Below are 16,155 nucleotides of genomic sequence, written 5' to 3'. Positions count from 1 at the left end.
GAATATGCGTGCAATGCATTGCACGCACCCAGGGAGGAGCAACGATGAGCGCGGTGAACGTCCAGTTTCTTTTCGATCTTGGCAGTCCTAATGCTTACCTGACCCACAAGGTGATTCCGGCCATCGAGGCGCGCCAGGGTGTGCGTTTCGAATACGTGCCGATTCTGCTCGGCGGACTCTTCAAGCTGACCGGCAACCGGTCGCCGGCCGAGACCACCGCGCACATCGAGAACAAGCGCAAGTACATGATGCTGGAGATCCAGCGCTTCGTCGAAAAGCATGGCCTCACGGCCTGGCGCATGAATCCGCATTTTCCCGTGAACACGCTGCAACTGATGCGCGGCGCCGTCGCCGCGCAGCGCGAGGGCGTGCTCGAACGCTACGTTGATCGCATGTTCGTTCACATGTGGGAAGACGGATTGAAGCTCGACGACCCGCAGGTGCTGCGCGCCACGCTCGAAGCCGATGGGTTCGACGCGGCCCGCTTCGAAGCGGCGCTTGGCGATGCGGACGTGAAGGGCGCGTTGCTCGCGAATACGCAGAGCGCGTACGAGCGCGGCGCGTTCGGTGCGCCGACTTTTTTCGTCAACGAGGAAATGTTCTTCGGCAAGGACCGCTTGCGCGACGTCGAAGAGGAGATTGCGCGCGTGAAGGCGCTGGCTTAATCGTCCGCGTAACGGGAGGCGCGCCGCAAGATGCACGGCGTGCGTGCATCGCGTGCGAAGGAGGGGAACGCCGATGTGTTTCATGCGTTCCCCTTCGTTGCGTCTTAGGCTACAGCCGCCGCTTCGGCGCTCGCGCTCGCCACGCCCAGGCGTTCGCGCGCCGCTTCGTATTCGCGCTTCAGACGCGCGATCAGCTCGGCGGCGGGCACGATGCCCTTGACCGCGCCGATGCCCTGGCCCGCGCCCCAGATGTCCTTCCACGGCTTCACGCGAGTGGAGCCGAAATTCATCGCCGACGGATCGGATTGCGGCAGCGCATCGGGATCGAGGCCGCTCGCCACGATGCTCGAACGCAGATAGTTGCCGTGCACGCCCGTGAACAGATTCGAATAGACGATATCGTTCGCGCCGCTCTCGACGATCATCTGCTTGTAGGCGTCGACCGCATTCGCTTCGCGCGTGGCGATGAAGGCCGAGCCGACATACGCGAGATCCGCGCCCGCGGCCTGCGCCGCGAGAATCGCGTTGCCGTTGCCGATCGCGCCTGAGAGCAGCAGCGGGCCGTCGAACCATTCGCGAATCTCGTGGATAAGCGCAAACGGCGAGAGCGTGCCCGCATGGCCGCCCGCACCGGCCGCGACGGCGATCAGGCCGTCCGCGCCTTTCTCGATGGCCTTCTTCGCGAACATGTTATTGATCACGTCGTGCAGGACGATGCCGCCCCATGCGTGAATCGCCTGGTTCACGTCCTCGCGCGCGCCCAGCGAGGTGATGACGATGGGCACCTTGTATTCGGCGCACACGCCCAGATCGTGCTGCAGGCGATCGTTCGACTTGTGGACGATCTGGTTCACCGCGAACGGCGCGGCGGGACGGTCCGGATGCTTCGCGTTGTACTCGGCGAGTTCGGTCGTGATGCGGTCGAGCCACTCGCCCAGCACGTGCTCGGGACGCGCATTCAGCGCGGGGAACGAGCCGACCACGCCCGCCTTGCACTGCGCAATCACGAGATCGGGGTTCGAAATGATGAAGAGCGGCGAGCCGACGACGGGAATCGAGAGGCCGCGTCGCAGGACGGCGGGCAGGGCCATGCGTATCTCCTTGTCGATGGGACGTGGCGCTTTGGCGTCCGGTCCCATCTCATGCAAAGCTGAATGAGGGCGGCGGCCCGGTGCGGGCGCTGCCGTGTTGTTCGCGTCGTGCGCCCGCGCTGGCGGGCCGACAGGGCTAAACATAGCAAACCGACGACCACTATGCAACTAGTTGCATAGTGGTCGCGCTCGGAACCCATCGGGGACCGGTTGGCGATAAACCGGGGCGGCATCGCGGGGGACCTGGTTTAGAATCACCTGATGTCGACACCGCATGCCATCCTGATTGCCCTGCTGGAAAAGCAGTCCTCCGGCTACGACCTCGCCCGGCGCTTCGACCGGGCAATCGGCTATTTCTGGCAGGCCACGCACCAGCAGATCTATCGCGAGCTTGGCCGCATGGTGGCGGCCGGCTGGGTAGCCGTCGAGGAGGGCGCCGCCGACGCGGCCGCCACGCGCAAAAAGGTCTATCGCGTGCTACCGACGGGGCGCGAGGAGGTGGCGCGCTGGGTGCGCGAAACGCAACTGGGCGTGGACGACCGCAACGTGTTCCTGCTGAAGCTGCGCGCCGATGCCGTTATCGGTCCGCTAGGGCTCGACGAGGAACTGCCGCGGCTTATCGATGAAGCGCGTGCGCGTCTCGAGACTTATCGTGCGATCGAGCAGCGCGACTTCGGCGCGCCGACGCTCACGCGCGGCCAGCAGTTGCAGTATGCGATTCTCAAGGTGGGAATACATACGCAGGAGTCGTGGCTCGAATGGGCCGAAGAGCTTCGGCTGCTTTTGAAGGGTGGGGATGCGTAGGGTGCGGGGTGCATCCGGTGGGAGTATGTTCGGATTCCGAATTGATTGGCGATGGCATGTGTCGTTAGTCCGGTTCGTGTTTGAGCGCTACACAGACGTGGACGCATGCGGGCGCAAAGCGGGCAGTGAGAATGTTTGGAAAAAAGTGTTGACGTGATGCATGCATGCCCCTATAATTATTTTCTCTGACGGACGCGGGGTGGAGCAGTCTGGCAGCTCGTCGGGCTCATAACCCGAAGGTCGCAGGTTCAAATCCTGCCCCCGCAACCAGCAAGTTTCTGAAGCCCGCATGATGAAAATCATGCGGGCTTCTTCATTTCCGCTTGGGCGTGCACGAAGCACGCAAACGCATCAACTCTCCAGCGCCCAGTCCACAGCAGCCTGCGCGTGCAGCGCGGTGGTATCGAACACCGGCAACGCCGAGTCCTCCGGCCCGATCAGCAGTGTAATTTCCGTGCATCCAAGAATGACGGCCTGCGCACCACGGGCCGCGAGGGTTTCGATCACGCGCTGATACACGCCGCGCGATTCAGCTTGCACGACGCCGTGACAAAGCTCGTCGTAGATGATCCGGTGCACGTTCTCCCGATCGTGCTCGTCCGGCACGATGGCCTCGATTCCGTGCCGCTCGCGCAACCGGCCCACGTAGAAGTCCTGCTCCATCGTATAGCGCGTGCCGAGCAAGCCCACGCGGGTGACGCCCGCGGCGCGCAACGCGGCCCCGGTCGGATCGGCGATATGCAGAAACGGGATCGAAATTTCCGCCTCGATCGCCGCGCATACACGATGCATCGTGTTCGTCGCCAACAGCACGAGATCGGCGCCGCCGCGCTCCAGTTGCGCGGCCGCCTGCGCCATCTGCACGCCGAGCGCGTCCCAGTCGCCCGCGCGCTGCAAGGCTTCCACTTCGGCGAAATCGACCGTCGTCATCAGGCTGCGTGCATTGTGGTGACCGCCGAGCCGCGCCTTCGCGTAGCGGTTCAGCAGCCGGTAATACTCGGCCGACGATTCCCAACTCATCCCGCCAATCACACCGATCGTCTTCATCGCGCGTCCCGCAAATGGTTGAATTGATCGGACGAGTATAGGCATGGCGCCGCCGCTGTACAGATACGGTCCGGCGCGCGTCGCTCAGTACGGCGACGCGCGCCGATGCGGACAGTTTTCTTGAAAAGAGCACTGTGTTTTTGTACAGTATGGGTACTTTGAACGCGCCCGCTCCTGACCTTTCTCCGCCCGCGTCGCCCGCGCTTGCCGCACCTCAAGCCGCGGCGGCCGCCACCTTCGCTCGCAAGATCATCCATTGCGATTGCGACTGCTTTTACACATCGGTCGAGATGCGCGACGACCCTTCGTTGCGTGGGCGCCCGCTCGCGGTGGGCGGACGGCCCGACCAGCGCGGCGTGATCGCGACCTGCAATTACGAGGCGCGCCGCTTTGGCGTGCATTCGGCCATGTCGTCGGCGCTGGCCATGCGCAAGTGTCCGGACCTGCTGATCCTGCCCTCGGCGATGGAGAAGTACCGCATCGCCTCGCGGCAGATCATGGCGATTTATCGCGACTACACGGCGGACGTCGAGCCGCTCTCGCTCGACGAGGCTTATCTCGACGTTTCGCGCACCACGCGCTGCAAGGGGAGCGCCACGCTCATCGCGAACGAGATTCGCGAGCGCGTGCGCGAGACCGTGGGCGTGACGGTGTCGGCGGGCGTCGCGCCCAACAAGTTCGTCGCCAAGATCGCGTCCGACTGGAACAAGCCCGATGGGCTTTTCGTCGTGCGTCCGCATGAGGTCGATGCGTTCGTGTCCGCGCTGCCCGTGCGCAAGATTCACGGCGTAGGCAAGGTCACGGCGGCCAGGCTCGAAAATCTCGGGCTCTCCACCTGCGCGCAGTTGCGCACGTGGTCGTTGTTCGATCTGCACCGGCATTTCGGCGTGTTCGGCAAGCGGCTCTACGAGCTGGCGCGCGGCATCGACGATCGGCCCGTGCGTGCGGATCAGGAGCGCAAGTCGGTGAGCGTCGAGACGACTTATGTGAACGATCTGCTCACGCTCGAAGCGTGCAGCGAGGAGCTCAAACGCCTCGCCGCGCAGCTCGACACTCGCATCGAGCGCGCGGGCTGCGCGCACGCCGTGCGCAAGCTTTTCGTGAAGATCCGCTTCGCGAATTTTCAGCGCACGACGGTCGAGTGCGTGGCCGATGCCACCGATCTGCCCACGCTGCTCGCGCTGCTGGAGAAGGGGCTCGCGCGGCGCAAGCTGGCGGTGCGGTTGCTGGGCGCAGGCGTGCGGCTCGAAGAGGACAATCCCGCGCTGCACGGCCAGTTCGCGCTATTCGACGACGATCCCGAAGAAGACGACCGCGAAGCGGGGGCGTGATTCGCGCGTGATAATAGACGCGCAACGCCCACCCGCGACACAAGAAGACGCCATCGAGGAGCCCCATGGACCTGATCATTCGCCGCGCCGTGCTCGCGCACGCGCATCCCGCCGGTCATCCCACGGTCGATATCGGCATCGAGGCGGGGCGCATCGTCGCCGTCGAGCCGCATCTCGCGGCGCAGGCGCGCGAGGAGATCGACGCGGCCGGGGCGCTCGCGAGCGCGCCGTTCGTCGACGCGCACTTTCACATGGACGCCACGCTGTCCTGGGGCCTGCCGCGCGTGAATGCATCGGGCACGCTGCTGGAGGGCATCGCGCTATGGGGCGAACTCAAGCCGTATCTCACGCAGGAGGCGCTCGTCGAGCGTGCGCTCCAGTACTGCGACTGGGCCGTCGCGCGCGGGCTGCTGGCGATCCGTTCGCACGTCGATGTCTGCGACGCGCGCCTGCTGGCCGTCGAGGCATTGCTCGAAGTGAAGCGCCGCGTTGCGCCGTATCTCGACTTGCAGCTCGTGGCCTTTCCGCAGGATGGCCTTTTGCGCAGCCCCGGCGCGTTCGACAATCTCAAGCGCGCCATTGCGATGGGCGTGGACGTGGTGGGCGGCATCCCGCACTTCGAGCGCACCATGGCCGATGGCGCGGAGTCGGTGCGGCTGCTCTGCGAATTCGCGGCGGAACAGGGCCTGCGCGTGGACATGCATTGCGATGAGTCCGACGATCCGCTCTCGCGCCACATCGAAACGCTCGCGGCGCAAACGCATCGTCTCGGCTTGCATGGGCGCGTGACGGGCTCGCATCTGACGTCGATGCATTCGATGGACAACTACTACGTGAGCAAGCTGATCCCCCTGATGCGCGAGTCGGGCGTGGCGGCGATCGCGAATCCACTCATCAACATCACACTGCAGGGCCGCTCCGATACCTATCCGAAGCGGCGCGGCATGACGCGCGTGCCCGAGCTGATGGCGGCGGGCATCAACGTCGCGTTCGGCCATGATTGCGTGATGGACCCGTGGTACAGCTTCGGCTCGGGCGACATGCTCGAAGTCGCGCAGATGGGGCTGCACGTCGCGCAGATGACGGGAGTGGAGGCGTCGCGCGCCTGCTTCGACGCGGTCACGGTCAATCCCGCGCAGATCCTCGGCCTCAAAGGCTATGGCATCGCACCGGGCAATGCGGCGAACCTCGTGGTGCTCGACGCGCGAGACCCCGTCGAGGCCATCCGCCTGCGCGCGGCGCGCCTCGCCGTGGTGAGCCGGGGCAGGGTGGTGAGCCGCCAACCCGCGCAACGCGCGGCGCTCACGCTCGAAGGCCGGCCCGGCAGCGTCGATTTCAGGCTGCACCGCTGAATCGCCGAGTGCCGGGCCGCCAGTCGACAAAAGGCGGCCGATAAAAAACCGCGCACGGGATACGCTCCCGTGCGCGGTTTTTCTTGGCCTTGCGTCAGGCGCGCTTCTTAGTGCTGCGCCGGCGGCTGCTCCATGCCGTTGTGGCGCAGCAGTGCGTCGATGCTCGGCTCGCGTCCGCGGAACGCCTTGAACGATTCCATCGCCGGGCGGCTGCCGCCCACTTCCAGAATCTCCTTGCGATAACGCGTGCCCGTGGCCGCGTCGAGCACGCTCGACTTCTCGGCCTGCGCCGCTTCTTCGAACGCCGCGTAGGCGTCAGCGGAAAGCACTTCGGCCCACTTGTAGCTGTAGTAGCCTGCCGCGTAACCGCCCGCGAAGATGTGGCTGAACGTGTTCGGCCAGCGCGAGAACGGCGCCTGCGGAATGACGTGATAGCGCTCGTTGATCTCGCGTGCAAGCTCGTTCACGGTCTTGCCCTTCGAGGCGTCGAAGTCCACGTGCAGCGCCATGTCGAACATCGAGAACACGATCTGGCGCAGCGTGCCCAGGCCGCTCTGGAAGTTCTTCGCGGCGAGCATCTTGTCGAAGAGCTCGCGCGGCAGCGGCTTGCCCGTTTCGACGTGCGAGGTCATCCCGGTGAGAACGTCCCATTCCCAGCAGAAGTTCTCCATGAACTGCGAAGGCAGCTCGACCGCGTCCCACTCCACGCCGTTGATGCCCGAGACCGAGAGCTCGTCCACGCGCGTGAGCATGTGATGCAGGCCGTGGCCGAACTCGTGGAACAGCGTGATGACTTCGTCGTGCGTGAAGCACGCGGGACGACCGCCTACGGGCGCGGAGAAGTTGCAGGTGAGGTAGGCAACGGGCGTCTGCACATTGCTGCCGTCAAGCTTGCGGCGCGAGCGCGCGTCGTCCATCCACGCGCCGCCGCGCTTGCCTTCGCGTGCGTAGAGGTCGAGGTAGAACTGCGCGACCAGTGTGCCGTCCGCGTTTTCGACGCGGAAAAAGCGCACGTCCGGATGCCAGACGGCGGCGTTGTCGTCGCGGATGCGCACGCCGAACAGCGTCTCCGTGACCTTGAAGAGGCCCTTGAGCACGAAGTCTTCGGGGAAGTATTGCTTGACCTCGTTCTCGGAGAACGAATAGCGCTTCTGGCGCAGGCGCTCGGCCGCGAAGGCCATGTCCCACGGCTCGATCTGCGTGAGGCCCAGTTCGCTGGCGGCGAATTCCTTCAGCTCCTGCCAGTCCTGTTCGGCGTGCGGACGCGCGCGCGTAGCGAGGTCTTCGAGGAAGCTCATGACTTGCGCGGGCGACTCGGCCATCTTCGGCGTGAGTGAGACTTCGGCGTAGTTGTTGTAGCCGAGCATCTGCGCTTCTTCGGCGCGCAGCTTGAGCTCGTCGTTGACGATCGCCGTATTGTCCCACTCGGGCTTGCCGCCGCCGTACTGGGGCCCCAGCTCCGAGGCGCGCGTGACGTAGGCGCGATACATCGTCTCGCGCATTGCGCGGTTCTCCGAGTACTGCAGCACGGGGAAATACGAGGGGAAATGCAGCGTGAACTTCCAGCCCTCCTTGTTCTCGCGCTCGGCGGCTTCGCGCGCGGCGGCGATCACGTCGGCGGGCAGGCCGGCGAGCTCGCTCTCGTTCGTGGCGTAGAACGCGTAGGCGTTGGTGGCGTCGAGCACGTGGTCGGAGAACGTCTTCGATAGCGCGGCCTGGCGCTCCTGCAATTCGGCGAAACGCGGCTTCTGGTCTTCGGGCAGTTCGGCGCCGGAAAGGCGGAAGTCGCGCAGCGCGTTGTCGAGAATCTTCTTGCGCTCGCCCGAGAGCAGCTCGAACGAGTTGTGGTTCGTGATGGCCTTGTACTTCTCGTAGAGCGCGAGATTCTGGCCGACGCTCGACCAGAACTCGGTCACGCGCGGCAGGTTCTCGCCGTAGACGGCGCGCAGCTCCGGCGTGTCGGCGACGGCGTTCAGGTGGCCGATCGCGCCCCAGGCGCGCGAAAGCGGCTCGGTGGCGCGCTCGAGCGGTTCGACCACGTCGCTCCACTGCGAGGGCGTCATCGGCTGGGCCGCGCGCTCGACCGCGGCGCTCGCGTTCGCGAGCAGCACGTCGAGTGCGGGCGTCACGTGTTCGGGACGGATCTCGCCAAAGCGCGGCAGGCCGGTGAAATCGAGCAGCGGATTATCGGAGGGAGTAGTTGCCATGATGCGTCCTGTTCCTTCTGTCGCGGTTGATTCGAGAGGGAGATGGGCCGGGGCGCCGCGCACCCCGATATTTGGGTTATTGGGGCGCGCGGCGCACTTTCCAACCGGTGCATCCGAGCAAATTAACAGAAGTCCGGCTGCGGCGGCGCAATCGGGGCGCGGCGGCGTGCGGATCGGCGATGCGCCCGCGAAAAAAAGCGGCCCGCGCCTCAGTTCACCTGAAGGCGTCGGGCCGCTTTGTTGTGGCTTTGAGACGGCTTTGAGACGGCTTTGCGAGCGCGCCGCATGAAGCGTGCCGCGCGGGGCTCAGACGCCGGCCGCGCGCTCCGCCGCCTCGATCGTGTTGACGAGCAGCATCGTGATGGTCATCGGGCCCACGCCGCCCGGCACCGGCGTGATGAAGCCGGCTTTTTCCTTGAGACCCGCGAAATCGACGTCGCCGCAGAGCTTGCCGTTGTCGTCGCGGTTCATGCCCACGTCGATCACGGTCGCGCCCGGCTTGATCATGTCGGCGGTCAGGACATTGCGCTTGCCCACGGCGGCCACCACGATGTCGGCCTCGCGCGTCTCTTTCGCGAGGTCGCGCGTCTTGCTGTGGCAGATCGTGACGGTAGCGCCCTTTTCGAGCAGCAGCAGCGCCATCGGCTTGCCGACGATGTTCGAGCGGCCGATCACCACGGCGTTCGCGCCTTCGAGCGGGATCTTGTATTCCTCGAACATCTTCATCACGCCATAGGGCGTGCAGGGGCGGAACAGCGGGCGGCCCGTCATCAGCGCGCCGGCGTTGGCCACGTGAAAGCCGTCGACGTCCTTCTCGGGCGCGATCGCCTCGAGCACCTTGTGGCTGTCGATCTGCTTCGGCAGCGGCAACTGCACGAGGATGCCGTGGATCTTCGGGTCGCGGTTCAGCTCGTCGATGCGCTTGAGCAGATCGGCTTCGGAGAGCGATTCGGCATAGCGGTCGTACGACGAATAGAGGCCGTTATCCTCGCAGGCCTTCACCTTGTTGCGCACATAGACTTCGCTCGCCGGGTTGTCGCCGACCAGCACGACCGCGAGGCCTGGCTGATGGCCGCGGGCAGTGAGGGCGGCGGCGCGCGTGGCGACGTCGGCGCGCAGTTTCTTGGAGAGGGCGAGGCCGTCGATGAGGGTGGCTGTCATGGTCGGTCGAGTTCGAGGGTGGGCGATGCGGGGATGCATGCCGGAGCGCGGCGGGTGGATCAACGTACCTGCACAACGCCAATGCGCGTCGCTCGTGCGTCGGGAAGCGGGCGCCGGCTGCGAAGGCCGACATTATACCCGCGCGACGCGCGTGAGCTGTCGCGGCCAGGCGAAACGCCGGCCGGACGAAGCAGGAAAAAGCGTCAGAAATGTGCTAGGGAAGGCGCCGCGCGATGTTTTGCGCTGCGCGACTGCATCGATATGCCGTTCGTTATGCGCCGTTCCCGGGACGCGCCGCGTGGCGCCTTACTGCTGCTGCGCCTGCTGCGGCTTGTTGGAGAGCGCGAGACGCAGCAGGTCGGCGACCGTGTTCACGTTCAGCTTCTCCATGATGTTGGCGCGGTGCGCTTCCACGGTCTTGATGCTGATGCCGAGATCGTCGGCGATCTGCTTGTTCAGACGGCCCGCGATGATGCGCTCGAGCACCTGATGCTCGCGCGCCGTGAGCTTGCCGAGGCGTTCGGCCGCGGCGCGCTGCTGCTGGACGTTGGTGCTTTCGCTGCGGGCCTTGTCGAGCATGCGCTCGACGAGCTTGCGCAGCTCGGCTTCGTCGAAGGGCTTTTCGATGAAGTCCATCGCGCCTTTCTTCATGGTGGAGACGGCCATCGGCACGTCGCCGTGGCCGGTCACGAAGATGATCGGCAGCGAGGCGTTTTCGGCGATCAGGCGCTCCTGCAGCTCGAGTCCGCTCATGCCCTGCATACGCACGTCCAGAATCAGACAGGCGATTTGTCCGGCTTGCTGCGCCGGCTGGTACGCATCGAGGAATTCTTCCGCGCTCGTGAAGCACTGCACGCGGTAGCCATTCGCTTCGAGCAGCCAGCGCAGGGAGTCTCGTACGGCCTCATCGTCGTCGACAACAAAGACGGTTTCCTGAGTGGTGACTGGGCTGTTCATGGCTCTCCCGTAACGGTTTGTGGAGTCGGTTCGTCGGATCCGTCGCGCGAGGGATGATCCGATTCGCCGATGGGCAGACTGCAATGGAACGTGGCACCGCTGATGTGGCCGTCTGCTTCGACGTTGTTGACCACCCAGAGGCGCCCGCGATGCGATTCGATAATCGAGCGGCAAATGTTCAGCCCCATGCCCATGCCATCGGACTTGGTGCTGTAAAAAGGTTCGAAGAGGCGCTCGGCCGTGGCTTCGTCCACGCCGGGGCCCTGGTCCACCACGCTGATGCAGACGTTGCCGCCTTCGCGCTTCACAATCACGCGGATCACGGGGTCGACCGCATTCGGGCGCGCGTCGGCCATCGCTTCGGCGGCGTTCTTCAGCAGGTTGACGAGCACCTGCTCGATCAGCACCGGATCGACGTAGATCACGGGCATGCGCGAGCGCATGTCGGTCACGATGCGGATGCGGCGCTTGCGCGCCTCGATTTCGGCGAGACCCACGGCGTCGGCGACGATGTCGGCCACACGCGTGGCCTGGCGCTTGGGCTCGCTGCGCTTCACGAACTCGCGGATGCGCTTGATGATCATGCCCGCGCGCACGGCCTGCTGCGCGGTCTTCTCCAGCACGGGCAGCAGATTGTCGGGCGCGGCGCGCCCCGACTTCACGAGCGCGACGGTGCCCGAGGCGTAGTTGTTGATGGCGGCGAGCGGCTGGTTCAGCTCGTGCGCGAGCGACGAGGCCATTTCGCCCATCGTCATGAGGCGGCTCGTGAACTGCAGCTTCTCGTCCTGCTGGCGGGCCAGTTCCTGCGCCTGCTTGCGCGTGGTGATGTCGGTCGCGATCTGCATCTGCGCGAGGTGGCCATCGACCCACTGGATGTACTGGCGCCGCACCTCGAACCACTTCTGGATGCTCTCGACGTAGACTTCCTGGGCGTCGGCGGCGCTCTCGGTGAGCGCGGTGGCGGGCAGGCCCGCGTAGGCATCCACCATGTCGATCGAGTCCGAGGACGCCGCGGCCGAATCGAAACCGCCGCCGCCGGCCAGTTCCAGATGGCCGTCCGGGCGGATGCCGAACAGGTGCCGGTAGTAGCGGTTGGCGAACAGCAGCTCGGCTTCGTCGGCGGCGAGCACCGAGACGGCGGCGTCGAGGCTCTCCAGCACCGTGGTGAAGCGCTCGTGCGCGGCGGCGAGTTCTTCGCGCGCGCGCTTGGGCTCGGTGATATCGGTCATCGATGACATCCAGCCGGTCTGTCGGCCCGAGCTGTCGATGAGCGGCGAGACGTAGAGCCGCGCATGGAACTGCGAGCCGTCCTTGCGGCGCACGCGCAATTCGAAGCCCGAGGAGGGCGCCTTGCCGCGCAGCGTCATGTCGAGCTGGCGCTGCATTTCGGGGTAGGCGTCGCGCGGCCAGTAGGGGAAAGGCGCGTGCTTGCCCACGAGGTCGCTTTCGTCCCATCCCGTCATGCGGCAGAAGGCCGGGTTCACGTGCGTGATGCGGCCGTGCATGTCGAGCACGCGCATGCCGATCAGCACGGAATTTTCCATCGCGCGCCGGAAGAACGCTTCCGCATATAACGCCTGCTGTGCCTCAAAGCGCTGGCGCGTGTGTTTCCATAGACTCCAGAGGCTCCACAGCACGAAGCACGACAGCCCCGCGACCAGCCACACGAGCGTGTTGTTCGTGAAGTTGGTCATCTGCGGGAACGAGTACACGCGCACGGAGACGCCCTGGCCCGGCGGATCGAGCGGCAGGTCGTAATAGACGTCGTGCGGCAGGCGCGGGCGCGTGGAGGTGGTGGCGAGTTCGCGGTTGTTCGCGTCAAGGATCGAGATCTTGTACTTGGCCGAGAGTTCGGGCGGGATGTCGTGCTTGAGGATCCCTTCGACCGAGAACACGGCCGCGATCGTGCCGAGGAAGTCGCGGTCGCGATACACCGGCGTCTGCAAGGTGATGTAGCCGTTGCCGACGTCGTCGTAGATGAGCGGCGAATAAACCTGGCGGCGCGACGAGCGCGCTTCGGCGAAGGCGGCCTTCACGGCCTCGTCCATCTGGGCGTCGTTGGGCTTGGCGAGGCGCTGGCCGAACACGGGCATGGCCGTATTGGGCCAGCGGGGCTCCTGCTGACTGGTATACCAGTTCAGATAGAGGATCTCCGGATGGCCCTGCATGATGTCCGTGGTGGACGTCTGGAAGTATTCGGGGTCGTTGTGGCCCGCGACGAGATCGCGCGAGAGCGCCTGCAATTGCTCCTGCGCGCCCGTCATGGACAGGCGGATCTGCTGCTGCGCCCAGGCCACGTTGCGATAGAGCGTGTCTTCTTGCTGCTGCTGCTCGCGGCGGTTGAGGCTCCACAAGATCAGGCTCATGACGATCAGGAAGACGAGGATCGACAGGAGCGGCGTCAGCAAATAGGAATTCGACCACCAGGGTCCGTGGTGCCAGCGGGACGGCGACGACTCGCCGGGCGAACCGGGCGGCCGCGCCGAGCGTGCGAAAAGCCGTTCGGTCAACATGGCAAGGATTGTAGCTCAGCGTAAGAGTCGGAAACGCCGTGAAAAAAGCGGTAAATCGCCGATAAACGGGTGCAAACTGGCCGATATCGGCGCAGGGGCGCGAACGATTAAGCGTGCGCTGCAGCAATTTTTCACATTATAAAAATCCATCTCGCGATTCGAAAAATTCCTTGCGTGAAGCGAGAGGCGGTCATTACAATCGCCCGCAATGCTGCTGCGGTTGGCCCGGTCATGTCGCAAAGGGTCGCGATCCGCATGGTCCGATCAACAGCGTTCCCCTACATCCAGGAGACGAGTATGTCCGCTGTACCCGACGAAGTCCTGAAATACGTTGCCACCGAGAAGGACGAAGATCCTCAGGAAACTGCCGAATGGCTCGAAGCGCTGGACGGCGTCATTTCCACCATCGGTCCCGACCGCGCTCACTATCTGATCGAGAAGCAGATCGAGTTCGCCCGCGTGCATGGCGAGCATCTGCCGTTCTCGGCGAACACGCCGTACATCAACACGATTCCCGTCGCCAACCAGGCCAAGAACCCCGGCGACCAGGACCTCGAACACCGCATTCGCTCGTACACGCGCTGGAACGCCATCGCCATGGTGCTGCGCGCGGGCAAGCACACGAACGTGGGCGGCCACATCGCCTCGTTCGCTTCGGCCGCGACGCTCTATGACGTCGGCTACAACCACTTCTGGCACGCACCGTCCGCCGAGCACGGCGGCGACCTCGTGTTCGTGCAGGGCCACTCGTCGCCGGGCGTCTACTCGCGCGCGTTCCTGCTCGGCCGCCTCTCCGAGAACCAGCTCGACAACTTCCGCCAGGAAGTGGGCGGCCAGGGCATTTCGTCATACCCGCACCCGTGGCTGATGCCGGACTTCTGGCAGTTCCCGACCGTCTCGATGGGCCTCGGCCCGATCATGGCGATCTATCAGGCACGCTTCATGAAGTACATGCAGGCGCGCGGCATCGCCAAGACCGAGGGCCGCAAGGTCTGGGCCTTCCTCGGCGACGGCGAAACCGATGAACCGGAATCGCTCGGCGCGATCGGCATGGCCGGCCGCGAGCGTCTGGACAACCTCGTGTTCGTCATCAACTGCAACCTGCAGCGTCTCGACGGCCCGGTGCGCGGCAACGGCAAGATCATCCAGGAACTCGAAAGCGAGTTCCGCGGCGCCGGCTGGAACGTCATCAAGGTCATTTGGGGCAGCCGCTGGGACGCGCTCTTCGCGCGCGACAAGTCGGGCGCGCTGATGCGCCGCATGATGGAAGTCGTCGACGGCGAGTACCAGACGTACAAGTCGGAGTCGGGCGCGTTCGTGCGCGAGCACTTCTTCAATACGCCGGAACTGAAGGCGCTGGTCGCCGACTGGTCCGACGACGACATCTGGAACCTGAACCGCGGCGGCCATGATCCGCACAAGATCTACGCGGCGTTCCATCAGGCCCAGCACGCGAAGGGCCAGCCGACCCTGATCCTCGCCAAGACCATCAAGGGCTATGGCATGGGCGAAGCGGGCCAGGCCATGAACATCACCCACCAGCAGAAGAAGATGCAGGTGGATCAGCTCAAGAAGTTCCGCGACCAGTTCCGTCTGCCGATCTCGGACGAGCAGATCGTCGACGTGCCGTACATCAAGTTCGAGGAAGGCTCGAAGGAGCTCGAGTACATGCGCCAGAAGCGCATGGACCTCGGCGGCTACCTGCCCGCGCGCCGCCAGAAGGCGGAATCGTTGCCGGTGCCGGCGCTCGACGCGTTCGAGCCGCTGCTCAAGGGCACGGGCGAAGGCCGCGAGATCTCCACGACGATGGCGTTCGTGCGGATCCTGAACATCCTGTTGAAGGACAAGGCGCTCGGCAAGCGCGTCGTGCCGATCGTGCCGGACGAGTCGCGTACCTTCGGTATGGAAGGCCTGTTCCGCCAGATCGGCATCTGGAACCAGGACGGCCAGAAGTACGTGCCGGAAGACGCCGACCAGCTGATGTTCTACAAGGAATCGCAGACCGGCCAGATCCTGCAGGAAGGCATCAACGAAGCCGGCGGCATGTGCGACTGGATCGCGGCCGCGACGTCGTACTCGACGCACGGCGAGATCATGGTGCCGTTCTACATCTTCTATTCGATGTTCGGCCTCCAGCGTATCGGCGACCTCGTTTGGGCGGCGGGCGACATGCGCTCGCGCGGCTTCCTGCTCGGCGGCACCGCGGGCCGCACGACGCTCAATGGCGAAGGCCTGCAGCACGAAGACGGTCACTCGCTCCTGTGGGCCGCTTCGGTGCCGAACTGCGTCACCTATGACCCGACCTTCGGCTACGAACTGGCCGTGATCATGCAGGACGGCCTGCGCCGCATGGTCCAGGATCAGGAGGACGTGTTCTATTACATCACCGTGATGAACGAGAACTACGAACATCCGGCGATCCCGCAGGGCGAGCATGTGGCCGCGGACATCCTCAAGGGCATGTACTCGTTCCGTAAGGGCGACGCGAAGGCCAAGGGCCCGCGCGTTCAGCTGCTGGGCGCGGGCACGATCTTCAACGAAGTGATCGCCGCCGCCGATCTGCTCAAGAACGACTGGGGCGTCGAAGCCGACCTCTGGAGCGTGCCGAGCTTCACGGAACTGGCCCGCGAAGGCCACGAAGTCGAGCGCTGGAACCTGCTGCACCCGAGCGAGCCGCGCCGCGAATCGCACGTCGAGAAGCTGCTCAAGGGCACGGAAGGCCCGGTCGTGGCGTCGACCGACTACGTACGCGCGCTGGTCGACCAGATCCGTGGCCTCGTGCCGCGCAAGTTCGTGGTGCTCGGCACCGACGGCTTCGGCCGTTCGGACACGCGTGAGAATCTGCGTCACTTCTTCGAAGTCGATCGTTACTGGACGACGGTCGCGGCGCTCAACGCGCTCGCGGACGAAGGCAAGATCGAGCGCAAGGTCGTCGCCGACGCCATTGCGAAGTACAAGCTCGATCCGTCCAAACCCAACCCGATGACCGTCTAACGCATCATCCCCCTGTGCATGGCATGCGCGCCT

11 protein-coding genes and 1 tRNA gene are annotated in these 16,155 nt (G+C 65.0%); 6 read left to right on the top strand and 6 right to left on the bottom strand.

The genetic code is table 11. From position 1 onward, the window contains the following. Positions 1–44 precede the first annotated feature (44 nt). A complete protein-coding gene (locus tag U5775_RS11665; RefSeq protein ID WP_322058287.1) occupies positions 45–665 on the top strand; it encodes a 2-hydroxychromene-2-carboxylate isomerase in 621 nt (206 codons plus the stop codon). A gap of 104 nt (positions 666–769) precedes the next feature. Here the strand turns inward: U5775_RS11665 and U5775_RS11660 are convergent, their stop codons facing one another. Further along, entirely contained in the window at positions 770–1,756 is a 987-nt protein-coding gene (locus U5775_RS11660; RefSeq protein ID WP_322058286.1) for a nitronate monooxygenase family protein, read from the bottom strand. A gap of 261 nt (positions 1,757–2,017) precedes the next feature. Between U5775_RS11660 and U5775_RS11655 the strand changes: the two genes are divergently transcribed. Next, positions 2,018–2,560 (top strand): PadR family transcriptional regulator, encoded by a 543-nt coding sequence (locus U5775_RS11655; RefSeq protein WP_322058285.1) that lies wholly within the window; start codon positions 2,018–2,020, stop codon positions 2,558–2,560. Between the two features lie 193 nt (positions 2,561–2,753). Then, positions 2,754–2,830: transfer RNA gene (locus tag U5775_RS11650), tRNA-Met, on the top strand. Positions 2,831–2,911: 81 nt separating this feature from the next. Here the strand turns inward: U5775_RS11650 and U5775_RS11645 are convergent. Continuing rightward, positions 2,912–3,607 (bottom strand): aspartate/glutamate racemase family protein, encoded by a 696-nt coding sequence (locus U5775_RS11645; protein ID WP_322058284.1) that lies wholly within the window; start codon positions 3,605–3,607, stop codon positions 2,912–2,914. A gap of 134 nt (positions 3,608–3,741) precedes the next feature. Between U5775_RS11645 and dinB the strand changes: the two genes are divergently transcribed. Together dinB and U5775_RS11635 are read left to right on the top strand one after the other, a co-directional pair. Next, positions 3,742–4,938, top strand: a complete 1,197-nt coding sequence (gene dinB / locus U5775_RS11640; protein WP_415913557.1) for a DNA polymerase IV — start codon at positions 3,742–3,744, stop codon at positions 4,936–4,938. 65 nt (positions 4,939–5,003) lie between these two features. Beyond that, positions 5,004–6,290 (top strand): amidohydrolase family protein, encoded by a 1,287-nt coding sequence (locus U5775_RS11635; protein WP_322058282.1) that lies wholly within the window; start codon positions 5,004–5,006, stop codon positions 6,288–6,290. A gap of 107 nt (positions 6,291–6,397) precedes the next feature. Here the strand turns inward: U5775_RS11635 and U5775_RS11630 are convergent, their stop codons facing one another. From U5775_RS11630 to fixL, 4 genes are all read right to left on the bottom strand, one after another. After that, a complete protein-coding gene (locus U5775_RS11630) occupies positions 6,398–8,497 on the bottom strand; it encodes a M3 family metallopeptidase (protein ID WP_322058281.1) in 2,100 nt (699 codons plus the stop codon). A 306-nt stretch (positions 8,498–8,803) separates the two neighbouring features. Then, positions 8,804–9,658 (bottom strand): bifunctional methylenetetrahydrofolate dehydrogenase/methenyltetrahydrofolate cyclohydrolase FolD, encoded by an 855-nt coding sequence (gene folD, locus U5775_RS11625; RefSeq protein ID WP_322058280.1) that lies wholly within the window; start codon positions 9,656–9,658, stop codon positions 8,804–8,806. Between the two features lie 306 nt (positions 9,659–9,964). Further along, positions 9,965–10,615, bottom strand: a complete 651-nt coding sequence (fixJ, locus tag U5775_RS11620) for an oxygen response regulator transcription factor FixJ (RefSeq protein WP_322058279.1) — start codon at positions 10,613–10,615, stop codon at positions 9,965–9,967. Continuing rightward, on the bottom strand, positions 10,612–13,128 hold the full coding sequence (gene fixL, locus U5775_RS11615; protein ID WP_322058278.1) for an oxygen sensor histidine kinase FixL: 2,517 nt from the start codon (positions 13,126–13,128) through the stop codon (positions 10,612–10,614). Before fixL ends, fixJ begins: the two co-directional genes overlap by 4 nt. Before the next feature lie 297 nt (positions 13,129–13,425). Between fixL and aceE the strand changes: the two genes are divergently transcribed. Beyond that, positions 13,426–16,122 (top strand): pyruvate dehydrogenase (acetyl-transferring), homodimeric type, encoded by a 2,697-nt coding sequence (gene aceE / locus U5775_RS11610; RefSeq protein ID WP_322058277.1) that lies wholly within the window; start codon positions 13,426–13,428, stop codon positions 16,120–16,122. The last annotated feature ends 33 nt before the right edge of the window (positions 16,123–16,155 follow it).

The sequence above is a fragment of the Paraburkholderia sp. J63 genome (assembly GCF_905220245.1).
Taxonomy (GTDB): domain Bacteria; phylum Pseudomonadota; class Gammaproteobacteria; order Burkholderiales; family Burkholderiaceae; genus Paraburkholderia.
The sequence above is the reverse complement of the archived record's forward strand: the minus strand, read 5'-3'. Positions and strand labels throughout refer to the sequence as shown.

Bases quoted from the DNA above. Each gene is read 5' to 3' on its own strand.
- U5775_RS11665 (WP_322058287.1), top strand. From the start codon at position 45: ATGAGCGCGGTGAACGTCCAGTTTCTTTTCGATCTTGGCAGTCCTAAT.
- U5775_RS11660 (WP_322058286.1), bottom strand. From the start codon at position 1,756: ATGGCCCTGCCCGCCGTCCTGCGACGCGGCCTCTCGATTCCCGTCGTC.
- U5775_RS11655 (WP_322058285.1), top strand. From the start codon at position 2,018: ATGTCGACACCGCATGCCATCCTGATTGCCCTGCTGGAAAAGCAGTCC.
- U5775_RS11645 (WP_322058284.1), bottom strand. From the start codon at position 3,607: ATGAAGACGATCGGTGTGATTGGCGGGATGAGTTGGGAATCGTCGGCC.
- U5775_RS11635 (WP_322058282.1), top strand. From the start codon at position 5,004: ATGGACCTGATCATTCGCCGCGCCGTGCTCGCGCACGCGCATCCCGCC.
- U5775_RS11630 (WP_322058281.1), bottom strand. From the start codon at position 8,497: ATGGCAACTACTCCCTCCGATAATCCGCTGCTCGATTTCACCGGCCTG.
- folD (WP_322058280.1), bottom strand. From the start codon at position 9,658: ATGACAGCCACCCTCATCGACGGCCTCGCCCTCTCCAAGAAACTGCGC.
- fixJ (WP_322058279.1), bottom strand. From the start codon at position 10,615: ATGAACAGCCCAGTCACCACTCAGGAAACCGTCTTTGTTGTCGACGAC.
- fixL (WP_322058278.1), bottom strand. From the start codon at position 13,128: ATGTTGACCGAACGGCTTTTCGCACGCTCGGCGCGGCCGCCCGGTTCG.
- aceE (WP_322058277.1), top strand. From the start codon at position 13,426: ATGTCCGCTGTACCCGACGAAGTCCTGAAATACGTTGCCACCGAGAAG.